The 26,991-nt window shown below is 68.7% G+C and carries 26 protein-coding genes and 1 pseudogene; 4 read left to right on the forward strand and 23 right to left on the reverse strand.

The window, feature by feature from the left end:
• From ACHZD8_RS04090 to hisD, 3 genes and pseudogenes are all read right to left on the reverse strand, one after another.
• Positions 1–383: pseudogene (locus ACHZD8_RS04090) on the reverse strand (dihydroorotate dehydrogenase (quinone)); the annotation flags it as partial.
• Positions 384–415: 32 nt separating this feature from the next.
• Positions 416–889, reverse strand: a complete 474-nt coding sequence (gene nrdR / locus ACHZD8_RS04095) for a transcriptional regulator NrdR (RefSeq protein WP_394768876.1) — start codon at positions 887–889, stop codon at positions 416–418.
• A gap of 45 nt (positions 890–934) precedes the next feature.
• A complete protein-coding gene (gene hisD, locus ACHZD8_RS04100) occupies positions 935–2,245 on the reverse strand; it encodes a histidinol dehydrogenase (RefSeq protein ID WP_394768877.1) in 1,311 nt (436 codons plus the stop codon).
• Positions 2,246–2,333: 88 nt separating this feature from the next.
• Here hisD and ACHZD8_RS04105 point away from each other — a divergent pair, with 88 nt between their 5' ends.
• Entirely contained in the window at positions 2,334–2,843 is a 510-nt protein-coding gene (locus ACHZD8_RS04105; RefSeq protein ID WP_394768878.1) for a flavin reductase family protein, read from the forward strand.
• Positions 2,844–3,540: 697 nt separating this feature from the next.
• Here the strand turns inward: ACHZD8_RS04105 and ACHZD8_RS04110 are convergent.
• A complete protein-coding gene (locus ACHZD8_RS04110; RefSeq protein ID WP_394768879.1) occupies positions 3,541–3,765 on the reverse strand; it encodes a hypothetical protein in 225 nt (74 codons plus the stop codon).
• A gap of 102 nt (positions 3,766–3,867) precedes the next feature.
• Here ACHZD8_RS04110 and ACHZD8_RS04115 point away from each other — a divergent pair, with 102 nt between their 5' ends.
• The 3 genes from ACHZD8_RS04115 to ACHZD8_RS04125 all read left to right on the forward strand — a co-directional run bounded on the left by ACHZD8_RS04115 (position 3,868) and on the right by ACHZD8_RS04125 (position 5,917).
• The gene (locus tag ACHZD8_RS04115; protein ID WP_394768880.1) at positions 3,868–4,038 is read left to right on the forward strand and encodes a hypothetical protein; all 171 of its coding nucleotides are present in this window, start codon (positions 3,868–3,870) and stop codon (positions 4,036–4,038) included.
• Positions 4,039–4,109: 71 nt separating this feature from the next.
• Positions 4,110–4,568 carry a hypothetical protein gene (locus ACHZD8_RS04120; RefSeq protein ID WP_394768881.1) on the forward strand — a complete coding sequence of 153 codons (459 nt, stop codon included), beginning with the start codon at positions 4,110–4,112 and terminating at the stop codon, positions 4,566–4,568.
• Positions 4,569–4,606: 38 nt separating this feature from the next.
• Entirely contained in the window at positions 4,607–5,917 is a 1,311-nt protein-coding gene (locus ACHZD8_RS04125; protein ID WP_394768882.1) for a wax ester/triacylglycerol synthase domain-containing protein, read from the forward strand.
• Here ACHZD8_RS04125 and ACHZD8_RS04130 read toward each other — a convergent pair.
• From ACHZD8_RS04130 to ACHZD8_RS04220, 19 genes are all read right to left on the reverse strand, one after another.
• Entirely contained in the window at positions 5,862–6,224 is a 363-nt protein-coding gene (locus tag ACHZD8_RS04130) for an iron chaperone (RefSeq protein ID WP_394768883.1), read from the reverse strand. The two genes, ACHZD8_RS04125 and ACHZD8_RS04130, sit on opposite strands and share 56 nt — an antisense overlap.
• 80 nt (positions 6,225–6,304) lie before the next feature.
• Positions 6,305–6,574, reverse strand: coding sequence for a hypothetical protein (locus ACHZD8_RS04135; RefSeq protein WP_394768884.1), 270 nt, complete (start codon positions 6,572–6,574; stop codon positions 6,305–6,307).
• 116 nt (positions 6,575–6,690) lie between these two features.
• The gene (locus ACHZD8_RS04140) at positions 6,691–7,470 is read right to left on the reverse strand and encodes a hypothetical protein (protein ID WP_394768885.1); all 780 of its coding nucleotides are present in this window, start codon (positions 7,468–7,470) and stop codon (positions 6,691–6,693) included.
• A 249-nt stretch (positions 7,471–7,719) separates the two neighbouring features.
• Complete coding sequence (gene dnaE, locus ACHZD8_RS04145) at positions 7,720–11,241, reverse strand: DNA polymerase III subunit alpha (protein ID WP_394768886.1); 3,522 nt, start codon at positions 11,239–11,241, stop codon at positions 7,720–7,722.
• Positions 11,242–11,299: 58 nt separating this feature from the next.
• The gene (locus ACHZD8_RS04150) at positions 11,300–12,220 is read right to left on the reverse strand and encodes an RluA family pseudouridine synthase (protein ID WP_394768887.1); all 921 of its coding nucleotides are present in this window, start codon (positions 12,218–12,220) and stop codon (positions 11,300–11,302) included.
• Positions 12,221–12,228: 8 nt separating this feature from the next.
• Positions 12,229–12,828 carry a signal peptidase II gene (lspA, locus tag ACHZD8_RS04155; RefSeq protein WP_394768888.1) on the reverse strand — a complete coding sequence of 200 codons (600 nt, stop codon included), beginning with the start codon at positions 12,826–12,828 and terminating at the stop codon, positions 12,229–12,231.
• On the reverse strand, positions 12,815–13,603 hold the full coding sequence (locus ACHZD8_RS04160) for a DivIVA domain-containing protein (RefSeq protein ID WP_394768889.1): 789 nt from the start codon (positions 13,601–13,603) through the stop codon (positions 12,815–12,817). Before ACHZD8_RS04160 ends, lspA begins: the two co-directional genes overlap by 14 nt.
• A gap of 116 nt (positions 13,604–13,719) precedes the next feature.
• Positions 13,720–14,025, reverse strand: a complete 306-nt coding sequence (locus tag ACHZD8_RS04165; RefSeq protein ID WP_394768890.1) for a YggT family protein — start codon at positions 14,023–14,025, stop codon at positions 13,720–13,722.
• Positions 14,026–14,048: 23 nt separating this feature from the next.
• Positions 14,049–14,522, reverse strand: coding sequence for a cell division protein SepF (locus ACHZD8_RS04170; protein WP_394768891.1), 474 nt, complete (start codon positions 14,520–14,522; stop codon positions 14,049–14,051).
• 35 nt (positions 14,523–14,557) lie between these two features.
• Complete coding sequence (locus tag ACHZD8_RS04175; protein ID WP_394768892.1) at positions 14,558–15,238, reverse strand: YggS family pyridoxal phosphate-dependent enzyme; 681 nt, start codon at positions 15,236–15,238, stop codon at positions 14,558–14,560.
• Positions 15,239–15,265: 27 nt separating this feature from the next.
• A complete protein-coding gene (gene ftsZ / locus ACHZD8_RS04180; RefSeq protein ID WP_394768893.1) occupies positions 15,266–16,438 on the reverse strand; it encodes a cell division protein FtsZ in 1,173 nt (390 codons plus the stop codon).
• Between the two features lie 175 nt (positions 16,439–16,613).
• A complete protein-coding gene (locus tag ACHZD8_RS04185; RefSeq protein WP_394768894.1) occupies positions 16,614–17,501 on the reverse strand; it encodes an FtsQ-type POTRA domain-containing protein in 888 nt (295 codons plus the stop codon).
• 154 nt (positions 17,502–17,655) lie between these two features.
• Positions 17,656–19,071 carry a UDP-N-acetylmuramate--L-alanine ligase gene (gene murC / locus ACHZD8_RS04190; RefSeq protein WP_394768896.1) on the reverse strand — a complete coding sequence of 472 codons (1,416 nt, stop codon included), beginning with the start codon at positions 19,069–19,071 and terminating at the stop codon, positions 17,656–17,658.
• Positions 19,068–20,159, reverse strand: coding sequence for a UDP-N-acetylglucosamine--N-acetylmuramyl-(pentapeptide) pyrophosphoryl-undecaprenol N-acetylglucosamine transferase (locus ACHZD8_RS04195; protein ID WP_394768897.1), 1,092 nt, complete (start codon positions 20,157–20,159; stop codon positions 19,068–19,070). The genes murC and ACHZD8_RS04195 overlap by 4 nt, the downstream gene beginning before the upstream one ends.
• Complete coding sequence (gene ftsW, locus ACHZD8_RS04200) at positions 20,156–21,475, reverse strand: putative lipid II flippase FtsW (RefSeq protein ID WP_394768899.1); 1,320 nt, start codon at positions 21,473–21,475, stop codon at positions 20,156–20,158. Before ftsW ends, ACHZD8_RS04195 begins: the two co-directional genes overlap by 4 nt.
• Positions 21,435–22,940, reverse strand: a complete 1,506-nt coding sequence (gene murD / locus ACHZD8_RS04205; RefSeq protein WP_394768900.1) for a UDP-N-acetylmuramoyl-L-alanine--D-glutamate ligase — start codon at positions 22,938–22,940, stop codon at positions 21,435–21,437. Before murD ends, ftsW begins: the two co-directional genes overlap by 41 nt.
• Entirely contained in the window at positions 22,940–24,037 is a 1,098-nt protein-coding gene (gene mraY, locus ACHZD8_RS04210) for a phospho-N-acetylmuramoyl-pentapeptide-transferase (protein WP_394768901.1), read from the reverse strand. The genes murD and mraY overlap by 1 nt, the downstream gene beginning before the upstream one ends.
• On the reverse strand, positions 24,034–25,443 hold the full coding sequence (gene murF / locus ACHZD8_RS04215) for a UDP-N-acetylmuramoyl-tripeptide--D-alanyl-D-alanine ligase (RefSeq protein WP_394768902.1): 1,410 nt from the start codon (positions 25,441–25,443) through the stop codon (positions 24,034–24,036). The genes mraY and murF overlap by 4 nt, the downstream gene beginning before the upstream one ends.
• Entirely contained in the window at positions 25,443–26,981 is a 1,539-nt protein-coding gene (locus ACHZD8_RS04220) for a Mur ligase family protein (protein ID WP_394768903.1), read from the reverse strand. Before ACHZD8_RS04220 ends, murF begins: the two co-directional genes overlap by 1 nt.
• Positions 26,982–26,991 lie beyond the last annotated feature (10 nt).

Raw genomic sequence — 26,991 nt, forward strand, 5'->3', positions numbered from 1 at the left:
GGTGCAGCATCCGCCGCTCCCTGATTGTTGAATCCCATGCGGTTGATCACTGCGCCGTCCGCGACGAGGCGGAAGAGTCGAGGGCTCGGATTGCCCGGCTGGGCGATTGCCGTGATCGTGCCGACCTCGACGTGCCCGAATCCGAGCTGGCCAAGTCCCCGGATGGCGCGGCCGTCCTTGTCGAAACCGGCAGCGACGCCGAATGGCGAGGCGAACCGCAGGCCGAGAGTGTCGACCGCGAGGGACGGATCCGGTTGGCTGAGCCGGCGCAGGATGGCGCCGACTCCGAGGCGAGGGAGCCAGCGAATTATGTCGAACGCGAGGTGGTGGGCGGTCTCCGGGTCGAGCCGGGTGAGGACGAGCCTGAAAAGTAGTCGATACATGCCGTGTTCAGGCTAGCGGGCCGCCGACGCCGTCAGTTCTCAGTGACCTCTTCCGCCGCATCGTGTTCGACGCGGAGAAGGGTGATTGCCGCCTCGAAGTCCTCGAGCGAGTCGAACCCCTGGTACACGCTGGCGAAGCGCAGGTAGGCCACTTCGTCGAGCTCGCGAAGCGGAGGGAGGATCGCGAGTCCGATGTCGTTGGCGTCCACCTGGGACGCGCCGGTCGCACGGATCGTCTCCTCCACCCGCTGGGCGAGCATCGCGAGATCAGTGTCGGTGACCGGTCTGCCCTGGCACGCTTTGCGCACTCCGGACACGATCTTCTCGCGGCTGAATGGCTGCACGACACCGCTTCGTTTCACGACGTTGAGGCTCGCGGTCTCGGTCGTGGAGAATCGCCGTCCACAATCCGGGCACTGCCGACGGCGACGGATAGACATCCCGTCGTCGCTCGTGCGCGAGTCGATGACGCGGGAATCTGGGTGCCTGCAGAAGGGGCAAAACATGGTTCTCAGGATACCGGCTGCCCGGCGCGTTCGTGCGAGGGCGGGTCAGCGCTCGGAGAATCGGGCGGTGACCGCCGCGGCGTGGGCCGGCAGGTCCTCGGCGGTGGCGAGGGCCACGATGTCGGCCTCCACCGCGCGAAGCGCCTCCCGGTTGTAGCGGATCACCTGCTGCGGACGAAGGAAGGTGTACGCCCCGAGGCCCGGCGTGAACCGGGCCTGGCCGCCGGTGGGCAGCACGTGGTTGGAGCCAGCGAGGTAGTCGCCGAGGCTCACCGGGGAGTTGTCGCCGAGGAAGATCGCCCCGGCGCTTTCGATCAGGTCGAGCACCGCACCCGGCTCCGCCGTCTGGATCTCGAGGTGTTCCGGGCCGTACACGTTGCTGAAGGCGGCCGCGGCCGGCAGGTCGTCGACGAGCACCACGGCGGACTGCTGCCCGCGGAGCGCCGTGTCGACCCGGGCGCGATGCGGCGTGAGCGGTGCGATCCGCTCCAGCTCGACGCGCACGCGATCCGCGAGTTCCGGAGAATCGGTCACGAGCACCGCCGCCGCGAGTTCGTCGTGCTCGGCCTGGCTGAGCAGGTCGCTCGCCACGAGGAAGGCGTCTGCCGTGGCATCCGCGATCACCAGGATCTCGGTGGGACCCGCCTCAGAGTCGATTCCGACCTGGCCCCTGACTAGCCGCTTGGCGGCGGCGACGTAGACGTTTCCTGGCCCGGTGATCACCTGAACGGGGTCGAGGCCAAGCTCCGCGACCCCCCAGGCGAAGGCGCCGATCGCCCCGGCGCCGCCCATGGCGTAGACCTCGTCGATGCCGAGCAGGCCGGCGGCCCCCAGGATCGTGGGGTGAACCAAGCCGCCGAATTCCCTCTGCGGAGGCGAGGCGAGGGCGATCGACGAGACGCCGGCGATCTGCGCCGGCACGACGTTCATGACGACGCTCGACGGGTAGACGGCCTTTCCGCCCGGAACGTACAGCCCCACTCGCTGCACGGGGCTCCACCGCTGGATCACCTCGGCCCCCGGGCCGAGCCGGGTGACCGTCGGGGTGGGAAGCTGGGCGCGTGATGCGGAGCGCACGCGATCGATGGCCTCCTCGAGCGCGTCGCGCACGTCGGGACGCAGCCCCCGCACGGCAGCGGACACGGTGGCGACGTCCAGGCGCACCCGGTCGGGGCGCACGCCGTCGAGTCGGGCCGCCTGGTCGATGAGGGCCGCCGCGCCCCGGCGCCGCACATCGTCGATGAGCTCGCTCGCGACGGCGGTGGCGGCGGACACATCGGTGAGCGACCTCGGGATCAGATCCAGGAGTTCGGCACGGCTAGGCTTGAGACCCCGCAGGTCTATCGTCTGGATCATGGCCAGACCATCCTATTCGACGGCGGCGCCGGGCATCCGCCCGGGAATAACGACCGCGCCGCACTGATTGGCATTGAGGATGAATGACATGGCCCCGGCGCCCCACACCGAAGAGCCGGATGGGCTCGCGGCGTTCAAGCACGCCTTCCGGCGGCACGCGGCCGGCGTTGTCGTGATCACCGCCCTCACCCCGGAGGGCAAGCCGGTCGGCTTCACCGCCACCTCCCTCGCGTCTCTCGCCGCCGTGCCCCCGCTCGCAACCTTCAACATGGCCCGCACCGCCAGCGCCTGGCCGGCGATCGTCGGCACGGACTACGTCGCGATCCAGACGATGGGCGTGCGCACCCGCCATCTGGCCGAGCGGATGTCGGGCGACCACGCCCTGCGTTTCGACGGCGACCATTGGTACGAGGGGCCGCACGGCATCCCGATTCTCAAGGGCGTCACCTCCTGGATGATCGGACGCATCGTCGAACGCCTCAACGTGGCGGGAAACGCGGTGATCGTGGTGCAGATCGAGGAGGGTGCGCTCGGCGAGCCCGACGACGCGCTCCTCTACCACGAACGCCGCTACCTCAAGCCGGGCGACGAGGTCTAGCGAGGTGTACTGCCCAGGCAGATTGGTTGATTGGGTGTGACGACTCGCTTCAGTCGGTGAACGTGAGCGAGGTCCTCCTGTCCCACGCTGATGCTGCTGTGACTCCAAACACCGTTACGGACCGACCGCGTGTGGCCGTCGGCGACGGTGCGAATCTCGTGGCCGTGGACCTCGACCCCCGTCGCGGCCGCCCTCCGCCATATGCCGCCTGCCGCATGCCGGTCGCCGGTCGCCGCGACGATGCTCGCCGGAAGCTGGAACTTCTCGGCCCTCTAGCTGTTAGCAGTGCCGCCCGCGTCGGTCGGGCCGTGTTCTGCAGGACGGGCCCCGGAGGCGCGGATGCCTACTCCACAGACTCCAGTTGTGCAGGACAGCTTCTGCAGGACAGCTTGGGCAAGACAGCTTGGGCAAGACAGCTTGTGCAGGACACGGCAGGGGTGTGGCGACCCGCACGGTCCCGGTCTGCAGGACGTTCCCGTCGGGTCTGCACTTATCACACTCGCTATCCGCCCGAGCCATCCTGCACAACCCGTCCTGCCGTCCTGCACAACCCGTCCTGCACAACCAGAGTCTGCAGAGCGGACACCCGTGGACGCCGGAGCCGTCCTGCACACGAATCCAATCAACACAGGTCCCACACCGCGATCGGAGGCCGCCCACTCATCAGCCGGTTAACCAACGTCCCTGGGCAGTACAGCTAGCCGCGGGACTGCGGCTTCTGCACCTGCCGCCGAGCGATCACCCGCGGGGCGATCCAGAACAGGGCGAAGGTTCCGATCGCGGCGCGCACGCCCGCGAACACGAGCACCCACCAGCCGACCGTCATCCCCGAGAGCAACAGCCCCACCCCGAACAAGACGAGGACCGCGTCCGCGGCGTACGGCACCTTGAGCCAGAACAGCAGTCGCTTCGTCGGGTCCATGCCTCCATGATCCTCCGTCCGGCTGGGCACTGGACGCGCGCGCCGAACGGGCCTACCGTTCAGGCCAGCGAGGTGTTCGCTGCGACGACGCGGAGGTGCACAATGAGCGGCAACAACGGAGAGTCCCCCGACGAAACTCCGGTGGGCGACATGACGGGCGATGGCCAGACCGAGGTCGGTCCATACCCGTCACTGACCAACATCGAGAACATGGAGCAGGCCGACCTCGAGGCGGAGGCGAACAAGCCGGGGCAGCCGTCCGAGAAGGACTGACGACCCCGTGGCGGGGAAACCGGGACCTTCGCACCTAGTGAGGGGCCCGGGTCTGCCGGGAGACTTCTCGCATGTCGACCATCGCCCCGCGCCGCACGGAAAGCGCGACCGCCAGGCGCGTGGGATACGCGCTCGCCGTCGGGATCAACGGGCTGCTGCTCTACGGCGTCAACGTGTGGCCGGGGTGGAGGGCGCTGCCGTTCCTCACCGAGGACACCACGCAGGTGCTCGGCCTGGTCACTCTCTCACTTGTCGCCGGGGCGATCGTGAACGCCGTCTATGTCGTGACGGATCGAACCTGGCTCAAGGCGCTGGGCGACCTGGTCACGCTGGCCATCGGCATGGCGACGCTGGTGGCGTTCTGGGAGGTGTTCCCCTTCGATTTCTCCGGCTCGTCGCTAGGTTGGGCCACAGTGGCGCGCGTCGTGCTGATCGTGGCGATGGTCGGCACGGCGGTGGGGCTGGCCGTGCAGTTCGTGGTGCTGATCGCCAGTCTCCTGCACGGCAGGCGATCCCCGGGCCGACGGTGAGCCCCCCGAGAGTCGACCGTGCTAGCAGCGACGACCTCATGTCGCTGGCCTCGGACCGCGGATCCGCGCCGATGCAGGTGGGCGCCGTGCTGATGCTCGACGTCGGCCAGGGATTCGAGCCGGAACGCCTGGTGCGGGCGATCGAGCAACGGCTCCCCGCAATCCCGCGGCTGAGACAACGGCTCGAGCGGGCGCCCTTCGGATGCGGGAGGCCGATCTGGGTCGACGATGCAGAATTCCGGCTGGCCGACCACCTGTCGATAGTTGCCTGCTTGTCGCCGCCCGGCCCGGCCTCGGTGCTCGACGTCGCCGCCGGCCTCATCACGAGTCGACTCCCCCACGACCGTCCGCTGTGGCGCGCGAGTATCGTCACGAGCCTCGGCGACGGCGGCGCGGCACTCGTGATCGTCTACCACCACGTGCTCGCGGACGGCATCGGCGGACTCGCCGTGCTGGCCGCGCTCGCCGGCGCGCCCTCGGAGGACCCGCTGTTCCCGAGGTCGCGCCCCGGCACCGCCGAGCTTGCGAGGGACGCCGCCCGCGATCGGGTCTGTGCCCTGACGCGCCTTCCGTCGGCACTCGCGCGACTGGCCCGGGCCGCGCTGCAGCTCGGTCCTGCGCTGCGGACGCGCCCGCCGCGGTCCTCCCTCAATCGGCCCACCGGGCGGCGCCGGAGGTTCGCCACGGTCGCCTGCGAGCTTCAGCGGGTGCGCGAGACCGCGCACGGCCATCAGGCGACCGTGAACGACGTCGTGCTCAGTGCCATCACCGGGGCCCTGCGTCGGCTGCTGGCCGAGCGCGGCGAGCCGTCAGAGACCATCGTCGTCTCGGTGCCGTTCTCCGCCAGACGCACGACCGCCGCCTCACGGCTCGGGAACGCGAGCGGGGTGATCCCGCTGCGCCTGCCCGCCACCGGCGACCCAGACGAACGCCTCGATGCTGTGGCCGTCATCACCCGCGCGGCGAAACGATCGGGGCCCGGAGCCTCGACCGCCATGCTCGGGCCCGGCTTTCGCCTGCTGGCGCGCGCCGGTCTGTTTCGGCGGTTCATCGACCACCAGCGCCTCATCCAGACTTTCGTCAGCAACCTGAGGGGTCCCGAGAACAGGCTCACCATCGGCGACTGGCCCGTCGTGTCCGTGATCCCCCTCAGCGTCGCTGTCGGCAACGTGACGGTCTCCTTCTCGGCGCTCTCCTACTGCGGCACCCTCACGATCAGTCTCGCTGCCGATCCGGACGCCTGCCCGGACCTCGACCGGCTGCGGCAACTGCTCGAGCACGAGTTGGTCGACGTCACCCGGAGACGCGCCGCCGGAGTCGCACGAGATCGTCGGCGAGCCGTCGGATGAGGCCGTAGGGCACCGGCTCCGAGTACGGGAAGGACAGCGTGCCCTTGTCACCGCGGTACGGGGCGAGCTGCCGCTCGAGGTCGTCCCTCATCGGCGGCACGGCGTAGAGGGCCACATGCCGTCTCCAGCCGGCGAAGTACGCCAGGCGTCGTCCGTCGAGCATCATCGTGGGCATCCCATAGCTGATCGTCTCGATGGACGAGGGTGCCGCGCCGTGCAACTCCCCGCGAACCCGCTCGAGCACGGGTTGAACCTCCGCGGGAAACGAGGCGATGTACTCATCGACGGTGGCGAACTGTTCTCCCATCGGCTTCCTCCTCGGCGGCACCGACCATTGGGCAGAATCGTACCCGGGTACCGCGAAACGATCCACTGCCGCGGAATCGCTCAGGATCCGGTCGATTGGGCGTGTTGCCCGAAGCCCTGGCCAGGGACGGAGGGGCCCACCTGCTGTTGGCTGCCGTCGTCGGAGAATCCGGACTGGTTCGGGTCGGAGTCGTCGCCGCGCTGCACAGTCGATGTCCCGACCGACGAGGCGGGCCGCGCCGTGCCGAGCCAGAGCGCCAGGGACACGATGCCGGTGGCCGCGAGGCTCACCACGCCCACCACCACGGTCACGCTCGCCGCGAGCTCCCTGCCCTGGGATCGAATGCTCATGCCGCCACCTCTCGATCGTCGACAGCCGCCAACCACGATCAACGGTGCTCCCGCGAGCTTGGATTCGCATAAGAACCCCCGGAGAGCGACCTGCGAGTCAGATTCCCCTCACGCGATCAGGCGGCGTCCGGCTCCCTCGTCGCGACGGGGAATGCTACTGGCCGACTTATCGGCTGGGTGGTCACGGCCGCCGCCAGCGCCGCTCCCCACTCGGCGTACATCCGCCGGTACGACGAATCCCGTGACTCGGGGAGCCAGAGCTCCTGGTGCAGCGAGGCCGGAAAGGCGACAGAACTGACCCGCGGCCTGGTCGCCACGACCTCCCGGGTGATCCGGTTCAGTACCCTGGCCTGGTATCCGGAGGCCAGCCGAGCCGCACGGGAGATCGATCCGGCATTGTCCATCGGCGGAATCTCGGCGACGAGAACCTGCCCATCGCTCGCGAGGTGGGCGGAAAGCTGGTCTACGGTGATCGCGATCAGCCGCCGCCAACTGGCCCGGGATGTCAGGCGCAGAGCGTCGGTGATTCCGATCATCAGGATCACCACGTCGACTCGGGCGAAGGTCGCCGCGGAGGAGGCGATGGCCGGCGCGGATCGCAGCCGGCCGTCCGGGAAGCCGACCGACGACCAGTACACGCCGGAGCCCGCGGCGCGCGCGAGCCGACGCGCGCACTGCGCGGCCGCGCCGAACTCGTGGCTGCGCACCCCAAGGCCGACCGCGGTGCCCTCACCGATCGTCATGATGCGGTACGAATCCTCACCGGCGACCACTCCGCTCGCCGCGTCGCTCGCAAAGATGTCGCCCCTCGCGTCCTGGCGGCGAGAAACGAATTCGGCGAGGTTGAGGGACCTCGCCACGACACGGAAGGCCGATCGAAGAGGCTGAAGTGACACTGCCATCCGTTCGGTCCCCTCGTGCGCGCCTGCCCGGGGTGCGTCCCCGGGACAGTACATCACGAGATACTCTCACAAAACGGCGACGCCCCGAACTGGGGATGGTACTCCCGCCGTCGACGCCCCATCTCAGGGCCGCCACGACCGTCGTCGAGTCGGGGCGAATGGCCGCTTCGCCACGCGAAAACCGGCCACTTTTCCCGACTCGTCGCACCGCGCGGGCGCTCTACCGAGCCAACTCGGGGCGGTCTAGCCCAGGCAGCTCGGCCCGAGCAGGGACTTGAGCTCGCCGTAAAGATCGGCGTTCACGGACACCGGATACGGCACCTCGAACACCCGGGCCGTGTCGCCCTTCACGAGCTTGAGCCGCACCTCCGTGTCGCCGGAGTGCCGGATGAGCACGTCGTTGAGCGCCGTGACGATGTCGGTAGTCGCCCGCTGCTCGGGCACCGAGATGACGAGCGGGCCGGAGCCCAGACTCTGCCCGATGTCCGGGCTGAACATGCTGACCGCGTGCAGGTTCATGCCGTCGTCGCGCACGCTGACCCGGCCGCGCACCACCACGATGGAGTCGTTGGTGAGGGCCGGCGAGAACTCCTGGTAGGTCTTGCCGAGGAACATCACGGTGATCTCCCCGGCGAAGTCCTCCACCGTGATGAGTCCGTACTGGTTTCCGGAGTTTCGCGCGGTGCGGTGCTGCACCGAGGTGATGAGTCCGGCGACCGTCACGTGCTCGCCGTCGGCCGCGACATCCCCGCCCAGGATCTCCATGATGCTCGCGCTCGCGTGCTTGGCGAGCTGCACCTCGAGGCCGGCGAGCGGATGATCGGAGACGTAGAGCCCGAGCATTTCGCGTTCGAAGGCGAGCTTGTCGCGCTTTGACCACTCCGGCCGGTCCGGAACCTGGTTCACCGCCTGCGGCTCGTCCCACAGGCTGTCGAAGTCGAAGCCGACCTGGCCGTTCGCCTCGGCGCGCTTGTCGCTCACCGCCGAGTCGATGGCGTCCTCGTGGATCTCGAGCAGGGCGCGCCTGGTCGCGGCCGTCGAGTCGAAGGCTCCCGCCTTGATCAGGGACTCCACCGTGCGCTTGTTGGCCACCTGGATCGGCACCTTGCGCAGGAAGTCGTGGAAGGACTCGAATCGCTCCTTCTCGTCCCGGGCGCGCTTGATCGACTCCACGACATTCGACCCGACGTTGCGGATCGCGCCGAGGCCGAAGCGGATGTCGCCGGCGACGGCGGTGAAGTCGCCGGAGGACTCGTTCACGTCGGGCGCGAGCACCCGGATGCCCATGCGCCGGCACTCGCTCAGGTAGAGCGCGAGCTTGTCCTTGGAGTCACCGACGCTCGTGAGCAGGGCGGCCATGTACTCGGCCGGGAAGTTGGCCTTGAGGTACGCGGTCCAGTAGCTCAGCACGCCATAGCCGGCGCTGTGGGCCTTGTTGAAGGCGTAGTCGGCGAACGGCATCAGGGTGTCCCAGAGCACCTTCACGGCGTTCGCGCTGTAGCCGTTGGCCTTCATGCCGGCCTCGAAGTCGGCGTACTGCTTGTCGAGCTCCGACTTCTTCTTCTTGCCCATCGCGCGCCGCAGCACGTCGGCCTGCCCGAGCGTGAAGCCGGCCACCTTCTGGGCGACGGACATCACCTGCTCCTGGTACACGATGAGGCCGTAAGTGATGCCGAGGCTCTCCCGCAGGGGCTCCTCGAGCTCCGGGTGGATGGCCTCGATCTTCTGCAGGCCGTTCTTGCGCAGCGCGTAGTTGGTGTGCGAGTTCATGCCCATGGGGCCGGGGCGGTACAGGGCGATGACGGCCGAGATGTCTTCGAAGCTCGTGGGCTTGAGTTGCTTGAGCAGCGAGCGCATGGGGCCGCCGTCGAGCTGGAACACGCCCAGCGTCTCTCCCCGGGCCAGCAGGTCGTAGGTCTTCTGGTCCTCGTCGAGGTCGAGGTCCTCGATCACGAGCTTGTTGCCCGTGTTCTGCTCGATCATGCGCAGCGCGTCCTCGATGATGGTGAGGTTGCGCAGGCCGAGGAAGTCCATCTTGATCAGGCCCAGGGACTCGAGCGGAGGCTGGTCGAACTGCGTGATGATCGCGCCGTCGTCCTCGCGCTTCATGATCGGCAGCACATCGAGAAGCGGTTCGGCCGACATGATCACGCCGGCGGCGTGCACGCCCCACTGGCGCTTGAGGTTCTCGATGCCCTTCGCCGTGTCGAAGACCTTCGCGGCCTCCTGGTCGGTCTCGAGCACCGCCCGGAAGTCGGCGGCCTCCTTGTAGCGCGGGGCATCCTTATCGAGGATCTCGCTGAGCGAGATGTCCTTGCCCATGATCGCCGGCGGCATGGCCTTGGTGAGCTTCTCCCCCACCGAATACGGCATGCCGAGCACCCGGGCGGAGTCCTTGAGCGCCTGCTTCGCCTTGATCGTGCCGTAGGTCACGATCTGGGCGACCCGGTCGTCGCCGTACTTTTCCGTCACATAGCGGATCACCTCGGGCCGGCGCCGGTCGTCGAAGTCGACATCGACGTCGGGCATGGAGACGCGCTCGGGGTTGAGGAAGCGCTCGAAGATGAGTCCGTGCGCGAGCGGGTCGAGCTCGGTGATGCCCATGGCGTACGAGGCCATCGATCCGGCGGCCGACCCCCGACCCGGGCCCACCCGGATGCCCTGCGCCTTCGCCCAGGCGATGAAGTCGGCCACGACGAGGAAGTACCCCGGGAAGCCCATCTGCTTGATGACGTCGACCTCGTACTTCGCCTGGGCGAGGTGGGCCTCGGATGGCGCGTTCTTGAAGCGCCGCATCATGCCGACGCCGACCTCCTTCTCGAACCAGGAGGCCTCCGTCTCGCCCTCCGGCACGGGGAACCGCGGCATGAGGTCGCGGTGCTCGAACGACACCTCGCAGCGCTCGGCGATGAGCAGCGTGTTGTCGCAGGCCTCCGGGTAGTCGCGAAACAGGTGACGCATCTGGTCTGCCGACTTGAGGTAGAACTCGTCGGAGTCGAACTTGAAGCGATTCGGGTCGTCGAGGGTGGAGGCGGACTGCACGCAGAGCAGGGCGGCGTGCGCCGTCGCGTCGTGCGCGTGGGTGTAGTGCAGGTCGTTGGTGGCGACGAGCGGCAGGTCGAGGTCCTTCGCGAGGCGAAGCAGGTCCTCCATGGTGCGGCGCTCGATGTCGATGCCGTGGTCCATGATCTCGGCGAAGAAGTTGCCCTTGCCGAAGATGTCCTGGAAGTCCGCGGCGGCCTTGCGTGCCTCGTCGTACTGGCCGAGGCGCAGCCGCGTCTGCACCTCGCCGCCGACGCAGCCCGTCGTGGCGATGATGCCCTTGGCATAGCGGCTCAGCAGCTCCCGGTCCATCCGCGGCTTGAAGTAGAAGCCCTCGATCGAGGCGAGCGACGACAACCGGAACAGGTTGTGCATGCCCTCGTTGTTCTCCGAGAGCAGGGTCATGTGGGTGTACGAGCCCGACCCGCCCACGTCGTCCTGGTTCTGGTGGTTCGCCCCCCACTTGACCCGGGTGCGATCCTGCCGGGCGGTCCCAGGAGTGATGTACGCCTCGGTGCCGATGATCGGCTTGACTCCGCTGGCCGTCGCGGTCTTCCAGAAGTCGTATGCGCCGAACATGTTGCCGTGGTCGGTCACCGCGATGGCGGGCATCTTCTGCTCGGCGGCGGCCTGGATGAGCGGGCCGACACGGGCGGCACCGTCCAGCATCGAGTACTCGCTGTGCACGTGCAAATGCACGAAAGATTCATTGCTGGCTGGCACCGATACTCCGACTAACCGAGGGCTGGATGTTTTCCCCGGCCTTTAGCTTAAGCCCGGCTCAGTCGCGTCGAAGCACGTCGAGCGCGTGTTGCAGGTCGGCGGGATACCGACTGCGGAAGACCACCGGTTCGCCCGTCGCCGGGTGCCGAAAGCCGAGTTGCATGGCGTGGAGCCACTGCCTCGTCAGGCCCAGCCTGGCCGAGATCGTGGGGTCCGCGCCGTACATGGCGTCGCCCACGCAGGGGTGCCGCTGGGCGGCCATGTGCACGCGGATCTGGTGGGTCCGACCCGTCTCGAGGTGCACCTCGAGCAGCGACGCGCTGGGAAATGCCTCGAGGGTCTCGTAGTGGGTCACCGAGTCCTTGCCGTCGATAGTCACGGCGAACTTCCAGCTCGAGCTGGGATGCCGCCCGATCGGCGCATCGATGGTTCCGGCGAGCGGGTCGGGATGGCCCTGCACCACGGCGTGGTAGATCTTCTCCACCTCGCGGTCGTGAAAGGCGCGCTTCAGCTCCGAGTATGCCCGCTCGCTCTTGGCCACCACCATGAGGCCGCTCGTGCCCGCATCGAGGCGGTGCACGATTCCCGCGCGTTCGGATGCCCCGGAGGTGGAGATCCGGAAGCCGGCGCCGGCGAGGGCTCCGAGCACGGTCGGCCCGGTCCAGCCCACCGACGGATGTGCGGCCACGCCCACCGGCTTGTCGACGACGACGATGTCGTCATCGTCGTAGACGATCGTGAGGTCCGGCACGACCACCGGTTCGATGCGCGGGGCCTCCTTGGGCTGCCAGGTGACCTCGAGCCAGCTGCCGGCCGGCAGGCGATCGGACTTGCCGAGCACCACGCCGTCGGCCGTCACTCCCCCGGACTCGGCCACCTCGGCCGCGAAGCTGCGGGAGAACCCGAGCAGCTTCGCGATCGCCGCATCGGTCCTCTCGCCGGCCAGTCCGTCGGGCACCGGCAGGCTGCGTGTTTCCATCGAGGTGCCTACTTGCTGTCGTCTGGCGTTGAGGGCCGCGGCTCGGCATCCTGCGCGGTGTCCGCCGCCGGCGTCTTGCCGTGGCTGCGCTTGCCGTCCAGCCCGACGCCGCGGATTGTGAGGATGATGAACAGCCCCATGCTCGCGACGATGAACGAATCGGCGATGTTGAAGATCGCCGGGAAGCCGATGACCTGGATGAAGTCGACCACGTGGCCGACCCCGAAGCCGGGTTCCCGGAAGAGCCGGTCGGTGAGGTTGCCTGTGGTGCCGCCCAGGAGCATCCCGAACAGCACGGCCCAGCCGACCGATCGGATGCGCCGGGAGAACCCGATGATGAAGATCGTGACGGCGGAGGCGGCTATCGAGAAGATCCAGGTCGAACCGCTGGCGAAGGAGAAGGCGGCGCCGGAGTTCTTCACGAAGTGGAACTGAAGAACCTCACCGAGAACGCGTACCAGTTCGCCCTCGGTGAGGTTCGAGACAATCAGGAACTTGGATAGCTGGTCGAGACCGTAGACAGCGACCGCCACAACGGACAGCGTGACGAGAGCACGAACGCTGACCGGTGTAGAGCGAACCTCCGCCTGCGGCTCAGTTGCCGCCAAAGCCCTGGTAGCTGGCTGGTGGAGGCGTCTGGCTGCTGACCGGAGCCGAGTCGAACGGCACCGCGTCGACCGGCGCGGAGTCGACCGGAGCCGAGTCGAACGACGACGACGACGCGAACGAGGCGCTGCCCGGTGCGACCGCCGCAGCGGCGCTGTTCGAGGTCACCTCGGTGGCGTCGAGTTCGTGCAGCTGGCCCTCGATGTAGCTCTTGAGCTTCTGGCGGTACTCCCGCTCGAATGTGCGGAGCTCTTCGATCCGGGTCTCGAGCGCGGCGCGCTGCTGGTCGAGCGCGTTGATCTGGGTGCGCTGGGCCTCCTCGGCCTCGCTCACGATGCGGGCCGCCGTGGCGTGGCCCTCGGCGATGAGAGCGTCGCGCTTCTCGATGCCCTCGCGCACGTGCTCCTCGTGAAGCTTGCGGGCAAGCTGGAGGAGGTTGTTCGTGTTGCTCGGGTCGATGGCGTTGGGGTCGGAAGCCTGGTAGGGAGCCGGGGCGGCGACCACGGGGGCGGCGGCGACGACGGCCGGAGCGGCGGCGAACTGAGGCTGCGGAGCTGCCTCGACGGCTGCCGGGCCGGATGCCGCGCGCTGAAGCTCGCTGATGCGGGCGTCGCTCGCGATCAGGCGCTGGCGAAGCTCCTCGTTCTCCTGGTTGAGGCGGCGCAGCTCGACGACGACCTCGTCCAGGAAGTCATCGACCTCGTCCTGGTCGTATCCTTCGCGGAATTTCGTCGGCTGGAACCGCTTGTTGACTACATCTTCCGGCGTCAGGGCCATTGGTGTCACCTCAAGAACTCTCTGGTACTGCGTTTATTGACAATGAACTAACGCTAGCAAACAACCCGGGTCACGGGGGTCATGAACTCGCGCGGTCGGCGACCGCAGTTCACAGGTTACACAAGTGCACGGATTACCTGAACGACGTAGATCAGGATGATTACCGCGAGCATCACGATCGACCACGAGAGGTCGAGCGCTATGCCGCCGATCCGGATCGGACGCACGAGCCTGCGCACGGCCTTGATCGGTGGATCGGTGGCGGAGAACACGAATTCCGCGATGACCAGGCCGGCGCCCTTCGGACGCCAGCTCGGCAGGAAGGTGCGCGCGACATCCAGCGCGAGCCGACCCCACATGACGAACGAGTAGATGAGCAGAAGGACATAGACGAGGGTCGCGATGAGCGACAGTACAAACACGGAACTCCCGGCCGGGTCCGAGGTCAGGACTGGGCGAAGAAGGACGCGTCGACGTCAGGCTCAACCTCGGCCTGGTCGCCGCTCACGGCCACGTGCGCCGGCGACAGCAGGAACACCTTGCTGGTGACGCGCTCGATCTTGCCGTAGAGGCCCTGCGAGAGGCCGCTGGCGAAGTCGATGAGACGGCGCGCCTCCGGCTCGCTCATCTGGGAGAGGTTGATGATCACCGGGATGCCGTCGCGGAAGCTCTCGGCGATGACCTGGGCGTCCTTGTACTGGCGCGGGTGCACCGTCAGGATCTCGTTCATCTCGGCGGGTGCGGCCGACCGCTGGCTCGGCGCGCGGCGCAGGGGGGTCACCGGGGCACGGTTGCTCACCGGCTGCGGCACGTGATGAGCGACCGGCGCGGCTGGCGCCGCCGGTGCGGTCTCCTCGTACTCGAGCTCTTCATCCGCAAGGCCCAGATAAACCATGGTCTTGCGTAGCGGGTTAGCCATTTCGTGCCTCCTGTGGTGAAACTCTTGTGTTCAGATTAACCGGCGGGTGGCCGGTTTCCCGTGATTGCCGACCCGATGCGCAGGTGTGTCGCGCCTTCGAGAACGGCTTCGCGATAGTCGCCGGACATTCCGGCGGATATGTAGCGGGCGGCGGGCGCGATCGCCCTCACCCTGTCCGACGCGGCGCGCACCCTGGCGAACGCCGCGCGGGGTTCTTCGCCGACCGGGGCGACGGCCATGACGCCCAGAAGGCGCAGACCGCTCGTCGCCAGCACCCGCTCGGTGAGGGCCTCGAGGTCGGCGTGCCGCACTCCGCCCCTCGCCGGGTCGTCGGTGAGGTTGAGCTGCACGAAACAGTCGACGGTCGAGTCGGCAGAGGCGAGCGCATCAACGACGGAGTCGCGATCCAGCGAGTGGATGACGCGCGCGTATGCCCGCACCTGCCGCGCCTTCTTGCTCTGAAGCTGACCGATGAAGTGCCAGGTGAGGTCGAGGTCGGCGAGTTCCGCCGCCTTGGCCTGCGCCTCCTGGTGCCGGTTCTCGCCGAAGTCGGTGACCCCGAGCGCGAACAGGTCGCGCACGAGCTGCGGCGGGTGGAACTTCGTGACGACGATGAGCGAGATCTCGGCGGCACTCCGCCCGGCCTCGGTCGCGGCATCCGCGATTCCCCGACGCACCTTCTCGAGTCGCTCGGGCAGCGCAACGCCCGCGGTCATGAGATCGCTTCGCCGCGGACGTGGGCGCTACTTGAGGAAGTCCGGAATGTCCAGGTCGTCATCGTCATCGTCGAACACCGGGTCCTTCTGGGCGCTGGGCGCACTGGGCAGCTCGGGCTCGGGCGACCAGGCCGGCACCGCGGCCGGCTCGGCCTCGGTGTAGCCGGTGGACGCCGCTGCGCCGACGCCGACGGCCACCGGAACGGCGGCATCGACGAAGTTGGAGCGGTGGCCGTTCTTCTTGACGACCGGTTCCCCGCCGTCGAAGCCGGCCGCGATCACCGTGACGCGCACCTCGTCGCCGAGGGTGTCGTCGATGACGGCGCCGAAGATGATGTTGGCCTCGGGATGCACGGCCTCCTGCACGAGGCGGGCCGCGTCGTTGATCTCGAAGATTCCGAGGTTGGATCCGCCCTGGATGGACAGGAGCACCCCGTGCGCCCCGTCGATCGATGCCTCGAGCAGCGGCGACGCGACGGCGAGCTCCGCGGCCTTGATGGCTCGATCCGCACCGCGCGACGACCCGATGCCCATGAGCGCGGATCCGGCTCCCTGCATGACCGACTTGACGTCGGCGAAGTCGAGGTTGATGAGGCCCGGGGTGGTGATCAGGTCGGTGATGCCCTGCACGCCGGCGAGCAACACCTGGTCGGCGGTGGCGAAGGCCTCGAGGAACGAGATGCCGCGATCGCTGATCTCGAGCAGGCGATCGTTGGGCACCACGATGAGCGTGTCCACCTCGCTCTTGAGCGCCGAGACGCCGACGTCCGCCTGCGCGGCGCGACGCTTGCCCTCGAAGCCGAACGGACGGGTCACGACACCGATGGTGAGCGCACCGATCGACTTGGCGATGCGGGCCACGACCGGGGCGCCGCCCGTACCGGTGCCGCCGCCCTCTCCGGCGGTGACGAAGACCATGTCCGCGCCGGCCAGCGCCTCTTCGATCTCTTCTGCGTGGTCCTCGGCGGCGCGACGGCCGACCTCGGGGTCCGCGCCGGCGCCCAGGCCGCGGGTGAGCTCGCGTCCGACGTCGAGCTTGACGTCGGCATCGCTCATGAGCAGCGCCTGCGCGTCGGTGTTGATGGCGATGAACTCGACTCCTCGGAGCCCGAGTTCGATCATCCGGTTTACGGCGTTAACGCCGCCGCCGCCAATGCCGACGACCTTGATCACGGCGAGGTAGTTTTGGTTCGATGTCACGTCCGGCCTCCGCTTGAAAAAACTCTCAACCTTTACTAGAGCCTTAAAGTTATGCTCGGTATAGGTTTCTTGATTTGACGGTAAGCGCCGCGGGCACACGCAGGCGTGAGGCGCGCCAGCGTGTCGCGGAATCTGGTCGCGAGAAACGCGGATTCCGAGCGAGCGGGACGATCGCTCAGACCGGGCCGACGACCGGATTCGTGGGAGCGGACACGTCGTACTTTACGGGGGACGACGCGCTCTGGGTCTTCATGAGGGCGACGAGCACTCGCGCCTTGAGCTGCGAGTTCTCGGCGCTCCCCCACACCACGATCTGGCCCGCCCCGGTGAGCGTGAGGGTGACGTCGTCGTTGGTCTGGGCCGTGACGCTGTCGACCTTGCCGAGCACACTCGGCGGAAGGGCGAGCAGCACCGCGACCGCCGCCTGGAAGGCCGGTCCCTTGGCGTTCGTCTCACCGACGTCGATGAGTGGCAGGGACGGCGGACGGTCGGCGGACTTCTCGATCTCCACGCCGGCCGGATCAACCACGGAGAAGCCGGAGGCGGTGGCGACGCTCCCCACCGGCGCGCGCTCGGTGACCCGAATCACGAGGGTGTCCGGCGGCACGGTCTCGGTGACGAAACTGCGGATGAGCGGGAAGTGGGACAGCTCGGCCTTCAGCCGCGCGAAGTCCACGAGGGCGAGCGGCTTGCCGACCTGGTCGGCGACCGCGTCCCGCACCGCTGCCGCATCCACCCGCGTGGTCCCGACGACCGTCACAGTGCGCAGGGCGAGCAGCGGGGAATACACGGCCACGGTCACGAGACCCACCAGAACGACCGCGGTGATCGCCGCCGTCAGCCAGGCGACTCGGCGGCGACGCGAGCGCCGGGTGAAGCGGCGGACCTCGCCGCGTTCGTACCGCCGCCGTGCCCGCGCGGCCTTCTTCAATTCGCGCTCGGCGACCGGCGGATCCGTCGGAGGGAGCGTGCGCGTCGCGGCCTTCTTGGACGCGTTCGCGGCGGGCTCTGCGGGCGGGGTGGTCGGAGAGGTAGCCGGCCGCACCGGTGACGTGGGTCGCACCGGTACCGTCGGCGCGGGCGTCGATGCACGACTCTTTGCCGGGGGCACGGCCGGAGCGGCCTTGGCAGACTTCGGCGCCGTGCCCGCGACCGGTGCTGCCGGTTGCTCCGTCCGTCGCCGGTCGAATCCCTGTGGTCGTTTCACTCGCGGCCGCTCATTCGTCGGTCGCGGCGGCCCGCGTCCGTTTGTCGAGGGCCTCCAGCAGTCGGGGGATGATCTGGTAAATGTCTCCGCCGCCCATCGGGATCACGAAGTCCCCTGGCCGGGCGATCCGCGCCGCGTAGTCGACGGCATCCTGCCAGTCCTCCACGTAGCGGCCCGACGACGGATCGGTGAACCTGCCGGTGATCAGCTCGCCGGTCACGCCGGGCTCCGGATCCTGCCGTGCCCCGTAGATCGGCACGACGATGGTGTGATCGGCGAGGGACTCGAAGGTCTCGGCGAACTCCTGCGCCATGTCCCGCGTGCGGGTGTAGAGGTGCGGCTGGAAGATCGGGATCAGACGCCCGGCCCCCACGACCCCTCGTGCGCCGGAGAGCGCGGCCCGGATCTCGGTGGGGTGGTGGGCGAAGTCGTCGTACACGCTCACGCCGCCCACGCTTCCGCGCAACTCGAAGCGCCGCTCGGTGCCGTCGAACAGCGCGATCGCGTCGAGCGCCGCCTGCGGTTCGAAGCCGAGGGACACGAGCACGCCGAAGGCTCCGGCGGCATTGATCGCATTGTGCAGGCCGGCCACGCGCAGGCGAGTGCTGTAGTCGGTGCCCAGGTAGCGCAGGGTGAAGGCCACGGTCGCGGCGGTGTCGAGCGAGTGGAGTCGGATGTCGGCGTCCGGATGCTGCCCGAAGGTGAGCACGCCGCGGTCGCCGAGACGGGTGGTCACCGATACGGCTCGTGGGTCGTCGCTCGAGATGACGACGCGCTCCGTGGCCGTGCGGGCGAAGGTGACGAACGCCTCCTCGAAGGCCTCCTCGGAGCCGTAGTGGTCGAGGTGGTCGGGGTCGACGTTGGTGATGAGCGAGATCGCGGTGTCGTAGAGCCGGAACGAGCCGTCGGACTCGTCCGCCTCGACCACGAACACCTCGCCGGTTCCGGGGGCCGCGCTCACGCCGAGCGAGCGGATCACTCCCCCGTTGACGAAGCTCGGGTCAACGTCGAGGGCGAGCATCGCGGTCACGATCATCGCCGTCGACGTGGTCTTGCCGTGGGCACCGGCGACCGCAACCACCCGGTGGTCGCGGGTGAGCCAGGCCAGCGCCTGCGCGCGATGCACGATCGGCAGACCACGCTCGCGGGCGGCGAGGAACTCGGGGTTGTCCTCGGCGATCGCCCCGGTCACCACGAGGGTGTCCGCGTCGCGGATGTTCTCGGCGGCGTGCCCGATCGCCACGTCGATCCCGCTCGCACGGAGGGCCTCGACGGTCTCCGTCGCGCGGATGTCCGAGCCGGTCACCGGCACACCGGCCGCGTGGAAGAGCCTCGCGATGCCGCTCATGCCGGCGCCGCCGATGCCGACGAAGTGTACCCGGCCGAGATCGTCTGGCACGGACTGGGAGAAATCTGACTTGATCATCGTGACAAATGTACTTGTCCGTCGGCCGCGCTCGTGACGAGGGCGACCATGCGATCCGCTCCGTCCAGCACCCCCACCGACCTGGCGCGCGCGGCCATGTCGGCCACGAGCGCGCGGTCCTCGAGCAGCGGCACGAGGGTGCCGGCCACCCAGCGCGGGGTGAACTCGGCGTTGGCCACGATCACGGCTCCGCCGGCGGCGACCACCTCGCGCGCGTTGAGTCGCTGCTCGCCGTTGCCGATCGCCAGCGGCACGTACGCCGTCGCCAGGCCGAGCGCGGTGAACTCGCTCACGGTGGCAGCGCCCGCTCGTGCGACGGCGAAGTCGGCGGCGGCGATCGCGAGATCCATGCGGTCGCAGTACGGCAGCACGTGGTAGCCGGCGAGGTCGCTCGAGGTGATCTCCGAGCGCTGCCCGGTGATGTGCAGGATCTGCCAGCCGGCTCCGAGGATGGAGGGCGCCGCGGCGAAGACGGTCTCGTTGATGCTCTTCGCCCCCTGCGATCCGCCGGTCACCAGCAGGGTGGGCTTCGCCGGCGACAGGCCGAAGAAGTCGGCGGCCTCCCGCCGCGCCCTCGCACGGTCGAGGGTCTCGATCTCGCGGCGCAGCGGCATGCCGACAAAGGTGGAGTGGGGCAGCCGCGTGCCGCGGAATGCGACACCCACCGAGCGGGTGAACCGCGCTCCGAGCCGATTCGCCATCCCGGGCCGGGCGTTGGCCTCGTGCACGGCGATCGGGACGTGCTCGGCGCGGGCGGCGAGGTAGGCGGGGGCCGAGACGTAGCCGCCGAAGCCCACGACGACGTCGATCGAATTCTCGGTGATGAGCGTGCGGATGAGCGAGACGAGGTGCCGGAATCGGCCGGGAAAGCGCAGCGCGGCCCGGTTGGGCCGGCGCGGGAACGGCAGCCGGGGAACGACGAGCAGCTCGTAACCCCGCTCGGGCACGAGGCGGGCCTCGAGGCCCTCCGCCGTGCCGAGCACGAGGATCACGGCATCCGGGTCACGGTCACGCAGGCGATCGGCGACGGCGAGCAGCGGATTGACGTGCCCGGCGGTGCCCCCTCCCGCGAGAAGGTACCGCGTCACCGGGAGCGCCCAGTCCTCGGCGTGTCCAGAGCGGGCTCCGGCGTCTGCCGGGCGAAGGAGAGCACGATTCCGATCGCGATGAGCGAGGTGATGAGGGCCGACCCTCCGGCGGAGATGAGGGGCAGCGGCACCCCGAGCACCGGCAAGATGCCGAGCACCACCGCGATGTTGACGAAGGCCTGCCCGATTATCCAGACCATGACGGCGCTCACCGTGATGCGCGCAAACGGGTCGGTGTTGGCGCGGATGATCCGCACGAAGCTGATGGCCAGAACGATGAAGAGGGCGAGCACCAGGATGGCGCCGATGAGCCCGAGCTCCTCGCCGACGATGGCGAAGATGAAGTCGTTGTCGGCCTCCGGCAGCCAGGAGTACTTGGCCTTGGAATTGCCGAGACCAACTCCGAATACTCCACCGGAGGCGAGAGCCCACCAGCCCTGCACGGTCTGGAAGCAGTTGCCCAGGTAGTCGCTCGCCGAGGTGCACCCGGACGCGAAGGCGGCGATCCGGTCGCGCCTCGAGGTGCTGGCCAGCGAGAGGATCGTGGCGGCAAAGGCGATGAGCAGGATCGGCACCGCGAGGTAGCGCAGGCGCACCCCGGCGAAGAAGACCGCCCCCAGCACCACCAGGGTGAGGATGATGGACGTGCCGAGGTCGCCGCCGAGCACCACGAAGCCGATGGCCGCCCCGGCCACCGGCACGAGCGGCACCACGAGCTCGCGCCAGTTGTCGAACGAGCCCTGCTTGCGGGCCAGGATGTAGCCGAGCCAAGCGACCAGGCCCAGCTTGACGAGCTCGGACGGCTGACCGCTGAACGGCCCGAGGCTGATCCAGTTCTTGTTTCCGCCGTGCTCGACGCCGAGCGGTGTCGCCACGACGAGCAGCTGCAGCACGATCGCGAAGAGCAGGAAGGTTCCGGCCCAGCGCTTCCAGAACCGCGCGGGCATCCGCGATGCGATGAGCATGAGCGGGATGCCGAGGGCCGCGAAGAGCACCTGGCGCACGAAGCCGTTGAAGAAGTCCCCGCTCGCGAGGAAGGACTCCACCGACGAGGAGGAGAGAACCATGATGAGCCCGAAGACCACCAGAAAGAGGGTGGCGCCGAGCAGGACGAAGTAATTGCCGGTCTCCGCGGCGAAGATGCGGCGCACGGCGACGAAGGCGGCCGGTGCGTGGCGCGGCTCGCGCGCCTCGGCGGCGGGGAGGCCGGCGGTCGGCCGCGGGGCGGCCCCCGGGGTCCTGATGGGTCGCCGGGCCTGGGCCGGCGGCGCCGTCCTAGAGTTCGTCGCGCGGGGGCGCGGGAGGCTCGTGGTCATCTGCCCTGCCTCCCAACATCTCGTGCACTGCGGTCGCGAATCGGTTTCCCCGGTCGGCGTAATCGGTGAACTGGTCCATCGACGCAGCCGCCGGGGCCAGGAGCACAGTGTCCCCGCTCCGCGCGACCGCAGCCGACAGCCTCACGACCGTCGGCATTACCTCTATAGTGTCAGCGGTGTCGACCTCGAACAGCGGCGTTTCGGGCGCGTGTCGCGCGAACGCGTCGACGACAGCGCTCCGGTCGGCCCCGATCACCACCGCGGCCCTCAGGCGCGGGGCGTTGGCGGCAACGAGCGCGTTCACATCCACTCCCTTGAGCAGTCCGCCCACCACCCAGACGACCGAGTCGAATGCCTCGAGGGAGGCGGCGGCGGCGTGCGGGTTGGTGGCCTTGGAATCGTCGACCCAGCGGATGCCGTCGGCCTCCGCCACGGTCTCGGTGCGGTGATGGTCGAGCAGGAACGCGCGCAGCGCGAGCCGGATCACGCCGGGAGCGACCCCGAGGGAGCGCGTGAGGGCGCACGCCGCGAGCACGTTCGCGACCATGTGCGGGGAGCCGAGACCCACCACCTCGAGCTCGTCGATCGTGGTGAGCTCGATCGCCGACCTCTGGCGATCATCGAGAAACGCCCGGTCCACCACGATGCGATCGACGACACCGAGGTCGCTCGGACCGGGAAGGCCCAGCCCGAATCCGATGGCGCGGCAGCCGTCCACCACCTCGGCCCGCTCCACCATGGTCCTGGTCGCCTCGTCCTCGATGTTGTAGACGCACGCGGTGACCGTGCGCTCGTAGACCTTGGCCTTGGCCTCGCGATAGGCCTCGGCCGAGCCGTGCCAATCGAGGTGATCCTCGGCGACGTTGAGACAGACGCTTGCCCACGCGGACATGCTGTCGAGGTAGTGCAGTTGGAAGCTGGAGAGCTCGACCACGAGCACGTCGAAACCGATCGGGTCTCGAACGGCGTCGAGCACGGGCACGCCCACGTTTCCGCAGGCCACCACCCGCTTGCCGGAGGCCGCGATCATCGCCGTGGCGAGCTGCACGGTGGTGGTCTTGCCATTGGTGCCGGTGACCGCGATCCACTCGGCCACCCTCACGGTCTTGTCGCGCAGCCGCCAGGCGAGTTCCACGTCGCCCCACACCGCAATGCCACGGGACGTCGCCCGCTCGACCAGCGGATGATGCGGCGCGAACCCGGGAGACACGACCACGAGTTCCGGGGCGAAGACGTCGAACGCCTCGGGGAGGCCGTCACGCACGAGCGGCACGCCGATCACCCCGAGCAGGTCCGCGGTCTCCTCGTCGGCCCGGTCCGCGAGCACGAGCAGCTCCGCGCCGAGTTCGGCGAGGGTGTCGGCCACTGCGAATCCGGTCACCCCGAGTCCGAGCACCGCCACGCGCAGGCCGCTCCAGTCGGCGTGCCAGCTGGTGAGACCCGCGATCTCTTCTGCGGACCGCATCAGCGGGAGACCCACTCGAGGTAGAAGATCCCCACCCCGAGGGCCACGAACAGCCCGGAGATCACCCAGAAGCGCACCACGATGGTGATCTCCGCCCAGCCCTTCATCTCGAAGTGGTGGTGCAGCGGGCTCGCCCGCCAGATCCGTTTGCCCTTGGTCAGCTTGAAGTAGATGCGCTGGATGATCACCTGGCCGGTGACGACGAGGAAGAGACCGCCGATGAGCACGAGAAGCAGTTCGGTGCGGGAGAGGATCGCGAGGCCGGCGAGGGCGCCACCGAGGGCGAACGATCCCGTGTCGCCCATCATGATCTGGGCGGGAGACGTATTCCACCAGAGGAATCCGACGAGGGCGCCGGCGATACAGGCTGCCACGACGGCGAGATCGAGCGGTCGGGAGACCAGGTAGCACTTGAACAGGTTGTCCTGATCGATGGTGGGGCTGAAGCAGGACTGGTTCGACTGCCAGAACCCGATGATCACGTAGGAGCCGATCGCGAAGATCGACGAGCCGGCGGCGAGGCCGTCGAGGCCGTCGGTGAGGTTGACCGCGTTCGAGACGCTCGTGGTGATGAGCACGACCCAGACGACGAAGAGGATGACCCCCGCGGTGAGGCCGAACACCTTCACGAAGTTGAAGTCGAGGTCTCGCACGAACGAGATCGCCGTCGACGCCGGGGTGCGGTTGTTCGCATCCCGGTAGGTGAGGGCGATCACCGCGAAGACGATGGCGACGATCACGGTGCCGAGGATCTTGTACCAGCCGGCGAGGCCCAGGCTGTTCTGCCGTTTCACCTTGAGGAAGTCGTCGAGGAACCCGATGAAACCAAGGCCGCCCATCATGGCGAGCACGAGCAGCCCCGCCCCGGAGACGGAGTCCCGCGCCACGAGATGGCCGACGAAATAGCCGATGATCGATGCCGCGATGAAGACGATTCCGCCCATCGACGGCGTGCCGCGCTTCATGACGTGGGCCGTCGGGGTGTCTGCCCGAACGAACTGGCCCAGGTTCAACGACCGGAAGGCCCGCGCGAAGAGCGGGGTGAGAAGCAGGGTGAAGACCATCGAGACGCCGGCGCCCACGAGCAGGGCGATCACGCGGGCACCTCGCCCAGCCGGTCGCCCAGCAGCCGGAGTCCGGCAGAGTTCGACGACTTCACGAGCACGACATCCCCGGCCCTCAGATCCTGATTCATCAGATCGTAGGCCTCGTCGAGCGAGCCGACGAGAACCGACTCGCCGTCCCACGATCCCTCGAGGCCGGCGGCATTGTGGATGTGGCGGGCACCGTGGCCGACCACGACGAGCTTCTGGATGTTCAGCCGCACGACGAGGCGGCCGATCCGGTCGTGTTCCTCGTTCGCGTCGTCGCCGAGCTCCGCCATCTCGCCGAGCACGGCGATCGATCGCTCCCCCGGTGCCACGATCTGGGCAAGAGTCTTCAGCGCGGCGGACATCGAGTCCGGGCTCGCGTTGTACGCGTCGTTGATCACGATGACGCCGTCGGCCCGGCGCAGCAGTTCCATCCGCCAACGCTCGGCGCGCTCCACCGCCTCGAGGGACGCGATGGCGTCCTCCAGCGGGATGCCGAGCTCCCGGGCGACCGCGAGGGTCGCCAGCGCGTTCATCACGTGGTGCTCGCCGAGGATGCGCAGCGATACCTCAGCGCGCCCCTCCGGGGTGATCAGGGTGAAGCGGGTGCCCGTCGCCGTGGCGCGGAGATCGTCCGCCCGCACCTCGGCCCGAGCATCCAGTCCGAACCAGACGGGACGCGCGCGGGTGAGCGCGGCCATCGCGGCAACCCTTTCGTCGTCGACGTTGAGCACGGCCACCGCCTCGGGCGGCAGCCCGGTCACGATCTCGGCCTTGGCCCGCTGGGTCGCCTCGATGCCGCCGAACTCGCCGCTGTGGGCGAGGCCGACCTTGAGCACCACGGCGATGTCCGGCATCACGATGCCCACGGTCCTGGCGATCTCTCCGGCACCGCTCGCCCCCATCTCCACGACGAGGAAGCGGGTGTCGTGCTGCACCGAGAGCATCGACAGTGGCGCGCCGACCTGGTTGTTGAACGACCCCCGGGGAGCGACCGTCGGTCCGACGGCCGACAGCACGGCGCGCAGCATGTTCTTGGTGGTGGTCTTGCCGTTCGAACCCGTGATGCCGATCACCCTGAGGTCGCCGGCCGAACGCACCCTCGCGACGACCGTTCGGGCCAGATCGGCCAGGGCCTGGAGGGCGTCGTCGACGACGACCTGGGCCACCGGCAGATCGAGCGATCGCTCGACCACGAGCAGCGCCGCGCCGTTCTCGACGGCGGCCGGTGCGAACAGGTGCCCGTCGGTGGTCTCACCGCGCAGGGCGAAGAAGATCGACCCTGGTTCGACGAGTCGGGAGTCGGTCTGCGCGGTGGCGGAGACGGAGACCGCGCCTGGCTCGGCTCCGGAAGGCAGTTCGAGAACGCCTCCCACGGCCGCGGCGATTTCGGCCGGTGTCATGGCGATCACTACGACCAACCCGCTTCGCGCAGGGCGTCGCGCGCCTGCTCGCGCGCCGAGTACGGCGTGCGTTCGCCGCGGATGTCGCGGTAGTCCTGGTGGCCGGGTCCCGCCCAGAGGATCGAGTCGCCCTCCTCGGCGAGCGAGATCGCGAAGCGGATGGCCCGCTCCGGCGGGCTCACGACGTGAAGCTCGGCGGGGTGCTCGGCGAGGTTCGCACCCTCGACGAGGGTGGCCCGGATCGACTCCGGGTTCTCGAAGCGGGGATGGTGGTCGGTGATCACGAGGATGTCCGAGCCCTCCGAGGCCACTCGACCCATCTCGTGGCGCTTGGTCGCGTCCCGGTCGCCGTCGGCACCGAAGACCATGATGACGTTGCCGGTCGTCACCTTGCGCACCGCGGCGAGGGTGTTGAGGAAGGCATCCGGGCTGTGCCCGAAGTCCACGTAGACGGAGGGGCCGCGCTCCCCGGAGACGAGTTCGGTGCGCCCGGGAAGATACGCCTTTATGCCACCCTCGATCGCCTGGCCGATCGCCTCGAGCTCGAAGCCGGCCTCCACGAGCATCACGATCGCGAGCCCCGCGTTGGCGGCCATGTGCCAGCCGATCACCGGCACGCGAGTGACGAGAGAGCGGTTCTCCGGACCGGTGAGACGGAACTCGGTGTATGCCGCCTTCTCGTCCAGAATCTCCACATTCCACTCGCCGACGACGCCCGGTGTCGCAGAGATGGTGGTGACGGGGATATGGGAGCCCTCGACAACGCGCTGGCCCCACGGCGTGTCGAGGGAGACCACTCCGCGCCTGCCGCGCTCGGGTTCAAAGAACGCGAGCTTGGCGGCGAAGTAGTCCTCCATCGTCGCGTAGTCGTCGAGATGGTCGTGGCTGAGGTTGGTGAACGCGACCACGTCGAAAAGCAGCCCGTCAACCCGATTGCTGGTGAGGGCCTGGGCGCTCACCTCCACGACCACGGCACGCACTTCGCTCTCCCGCATCCGCGCCAGCAGCGCGTGCATCTCGCTGGCCTCGGGCGTGGTGAGCCGGCTGACCACCGTGAGATCGCCGATGTGCCGCTCGGCGGTGGAGCTGAGTCCGGTGACGAGACCGAGCTGCTTGAGGATGCCCTCGACGAGGTAGGAGACCGAGGTCTTGCCGTTCGTGCCGGTGACGCCGAGCATGAGCGGCGGGTGCTCGTTGGTGCGGTAGACCCATGCCGAGACGTCGCCGAGCGCCGCCCTCGGCGAGTCGACGATCACGATCGGCAGGCCGCTGTCCGCGCCCAGGGTGGCCCCGACCCGGTCGGTGAGCATGGCGACGGCGCCGCTCTCCGCCGCGAGGGTGGCGAACTCCGCGCCGTGGCTGTGCAGCCCGCGGATGCCCACGTACAGGTCGCCCGGCTCCACCTCCGTGCTGCGGAGGGTCACACCGGTGATCTCGACCCCGTCGATGTCGCCGACGTACTCCAACCCGAACTCTGTGACGAGTCCCGAGAGAGGCCTGGCTAGCGGATGTTCCGGTCTGAGAACCGGGGGGATCCGTGCTGTCAAGGCGTCCCCT

The sequence above is a fragment of the Lacisediminihabitans sp. genome (genome assembly GCF_043726815.1).
GTDB lineage: Bacteria > Actinomycetota > Actinomycetes > Actinomycetales > Microbacteriaceae > Lacisediminihabitans.

Bases quoted from the DNA above. Each gene is read 5' to 3' on its own strand.
- ACHZD8_RS04175 (WP_394768892.1), bottom strand. From the start codon at position 15,238: ATGACCGCGGGCGTTGCGCTGCCCGAGCGACTCGAGAAGGTGCGTCGG.
- murC (WP_394768896.1), bottom strand. From the start codon at position 19,071: ATGATCAAGTCAGATTTCTCCCAGTCCGTGCCAGACGATCTCGGCCGG.
- ACHZD8_RS04120 (WP_394768881.1), top strand. From the start codon at position 4,110: ATGTCGACCATCGCCCCGCGCCGCACGGAAAGCGCGACCGCCAGGCGC.
- ACHZD8_RS04115 (WP_394768880.1), top strand. From the start codon at position 3,868: ATGAGCGGCAACAACGGAGAGTCCCCCGACGAAACTCCGGTGGGCGAC.
- ACHZD8_RS04130 (WP_394768883.1), bottom strand. From the start codon at position 6,224: ATGGGAGAACAGTTCGCCACCGTCGATGAGTACATCGCCTCGTTTCCC.
- ACHZD8_RS04110 (WP_394768879.1), bottom strand. From the start codon at position 3,765: ATGGACCCGACGAAGCGACTGCTGTTCTGGCTCAAGGTGCCGTACGCC.
- nrdR (WP_394768876.1), bottom strand. From the start codon at position 889: ATGTTTTGCCCCTTCTGCAGGCACCCAGATTCCCGCGTCATCGACTCG.
- ACHZD8_RS04105 (WP_394768878.1), top strand. From the start codon at position 2,334: ATGGCCCCGGCGCCCCACACCGAAGAGCCGGATGGGCTCGCGGCGTTC.
- murD (WP_394768900.1), bottom strand. From the start codon at position 22,940: ATGCGGTCCGCAGAAGAGATCGCGGGTCTCACCAGCTGGCACGCCGAC.
- ACHZD8_RS04170 (WP_394768891.1), bottom strand. From the start codon at position 14,522: ATGGCTAACCCGCTACGCAAGACCATGGTTTATCTGGGCCTTGCGGAT.
- hisD (WP_394768877.1), bottom strand. From the start codon at position 2,245: ATGATCCAGACGATAGACCTGCGGGGTCTCAAGCCTAGCCGTGCCGAA.
- ACHZD8_RS04135 (WP_394768884.1), bottom strand. From the start codon at position 6,574: ATGAGCATTCGATCCCAGGGCAGGGAGCTCGCGGCGAGCGTGACCGTG.
- ACHZD8_RS04125 (WP_394768882.1), top strand. From the start codon at position 4,607: ATGTCGCTGGCCTCGGACCGCGGATCCGCGCCGATGCAGGTGGGCGCC.
- ftsW (WP_394768899.1), bottom strand. From the start codon at position 21,475: ATGACCACGAGCCTCCCGCGCCCCCGCGCGACGAACTCTAGGACGGCG.
- ACHZD8_RS04150 (WP_394768887.1), bottom strand. From the start codon at position 12,220: ATGGAAACACGCAGCCTGCCGGTGCCCGACGGACTGGCCGGCGAGAGG.
- ACHZD8_RS04160 (WP_394768889.1), bottom strand. From the start codon at position 13,603: ATGGCCCTGACGCCGGAAGATGTAGTCAACAAGCGGTTCCAGCCGACG.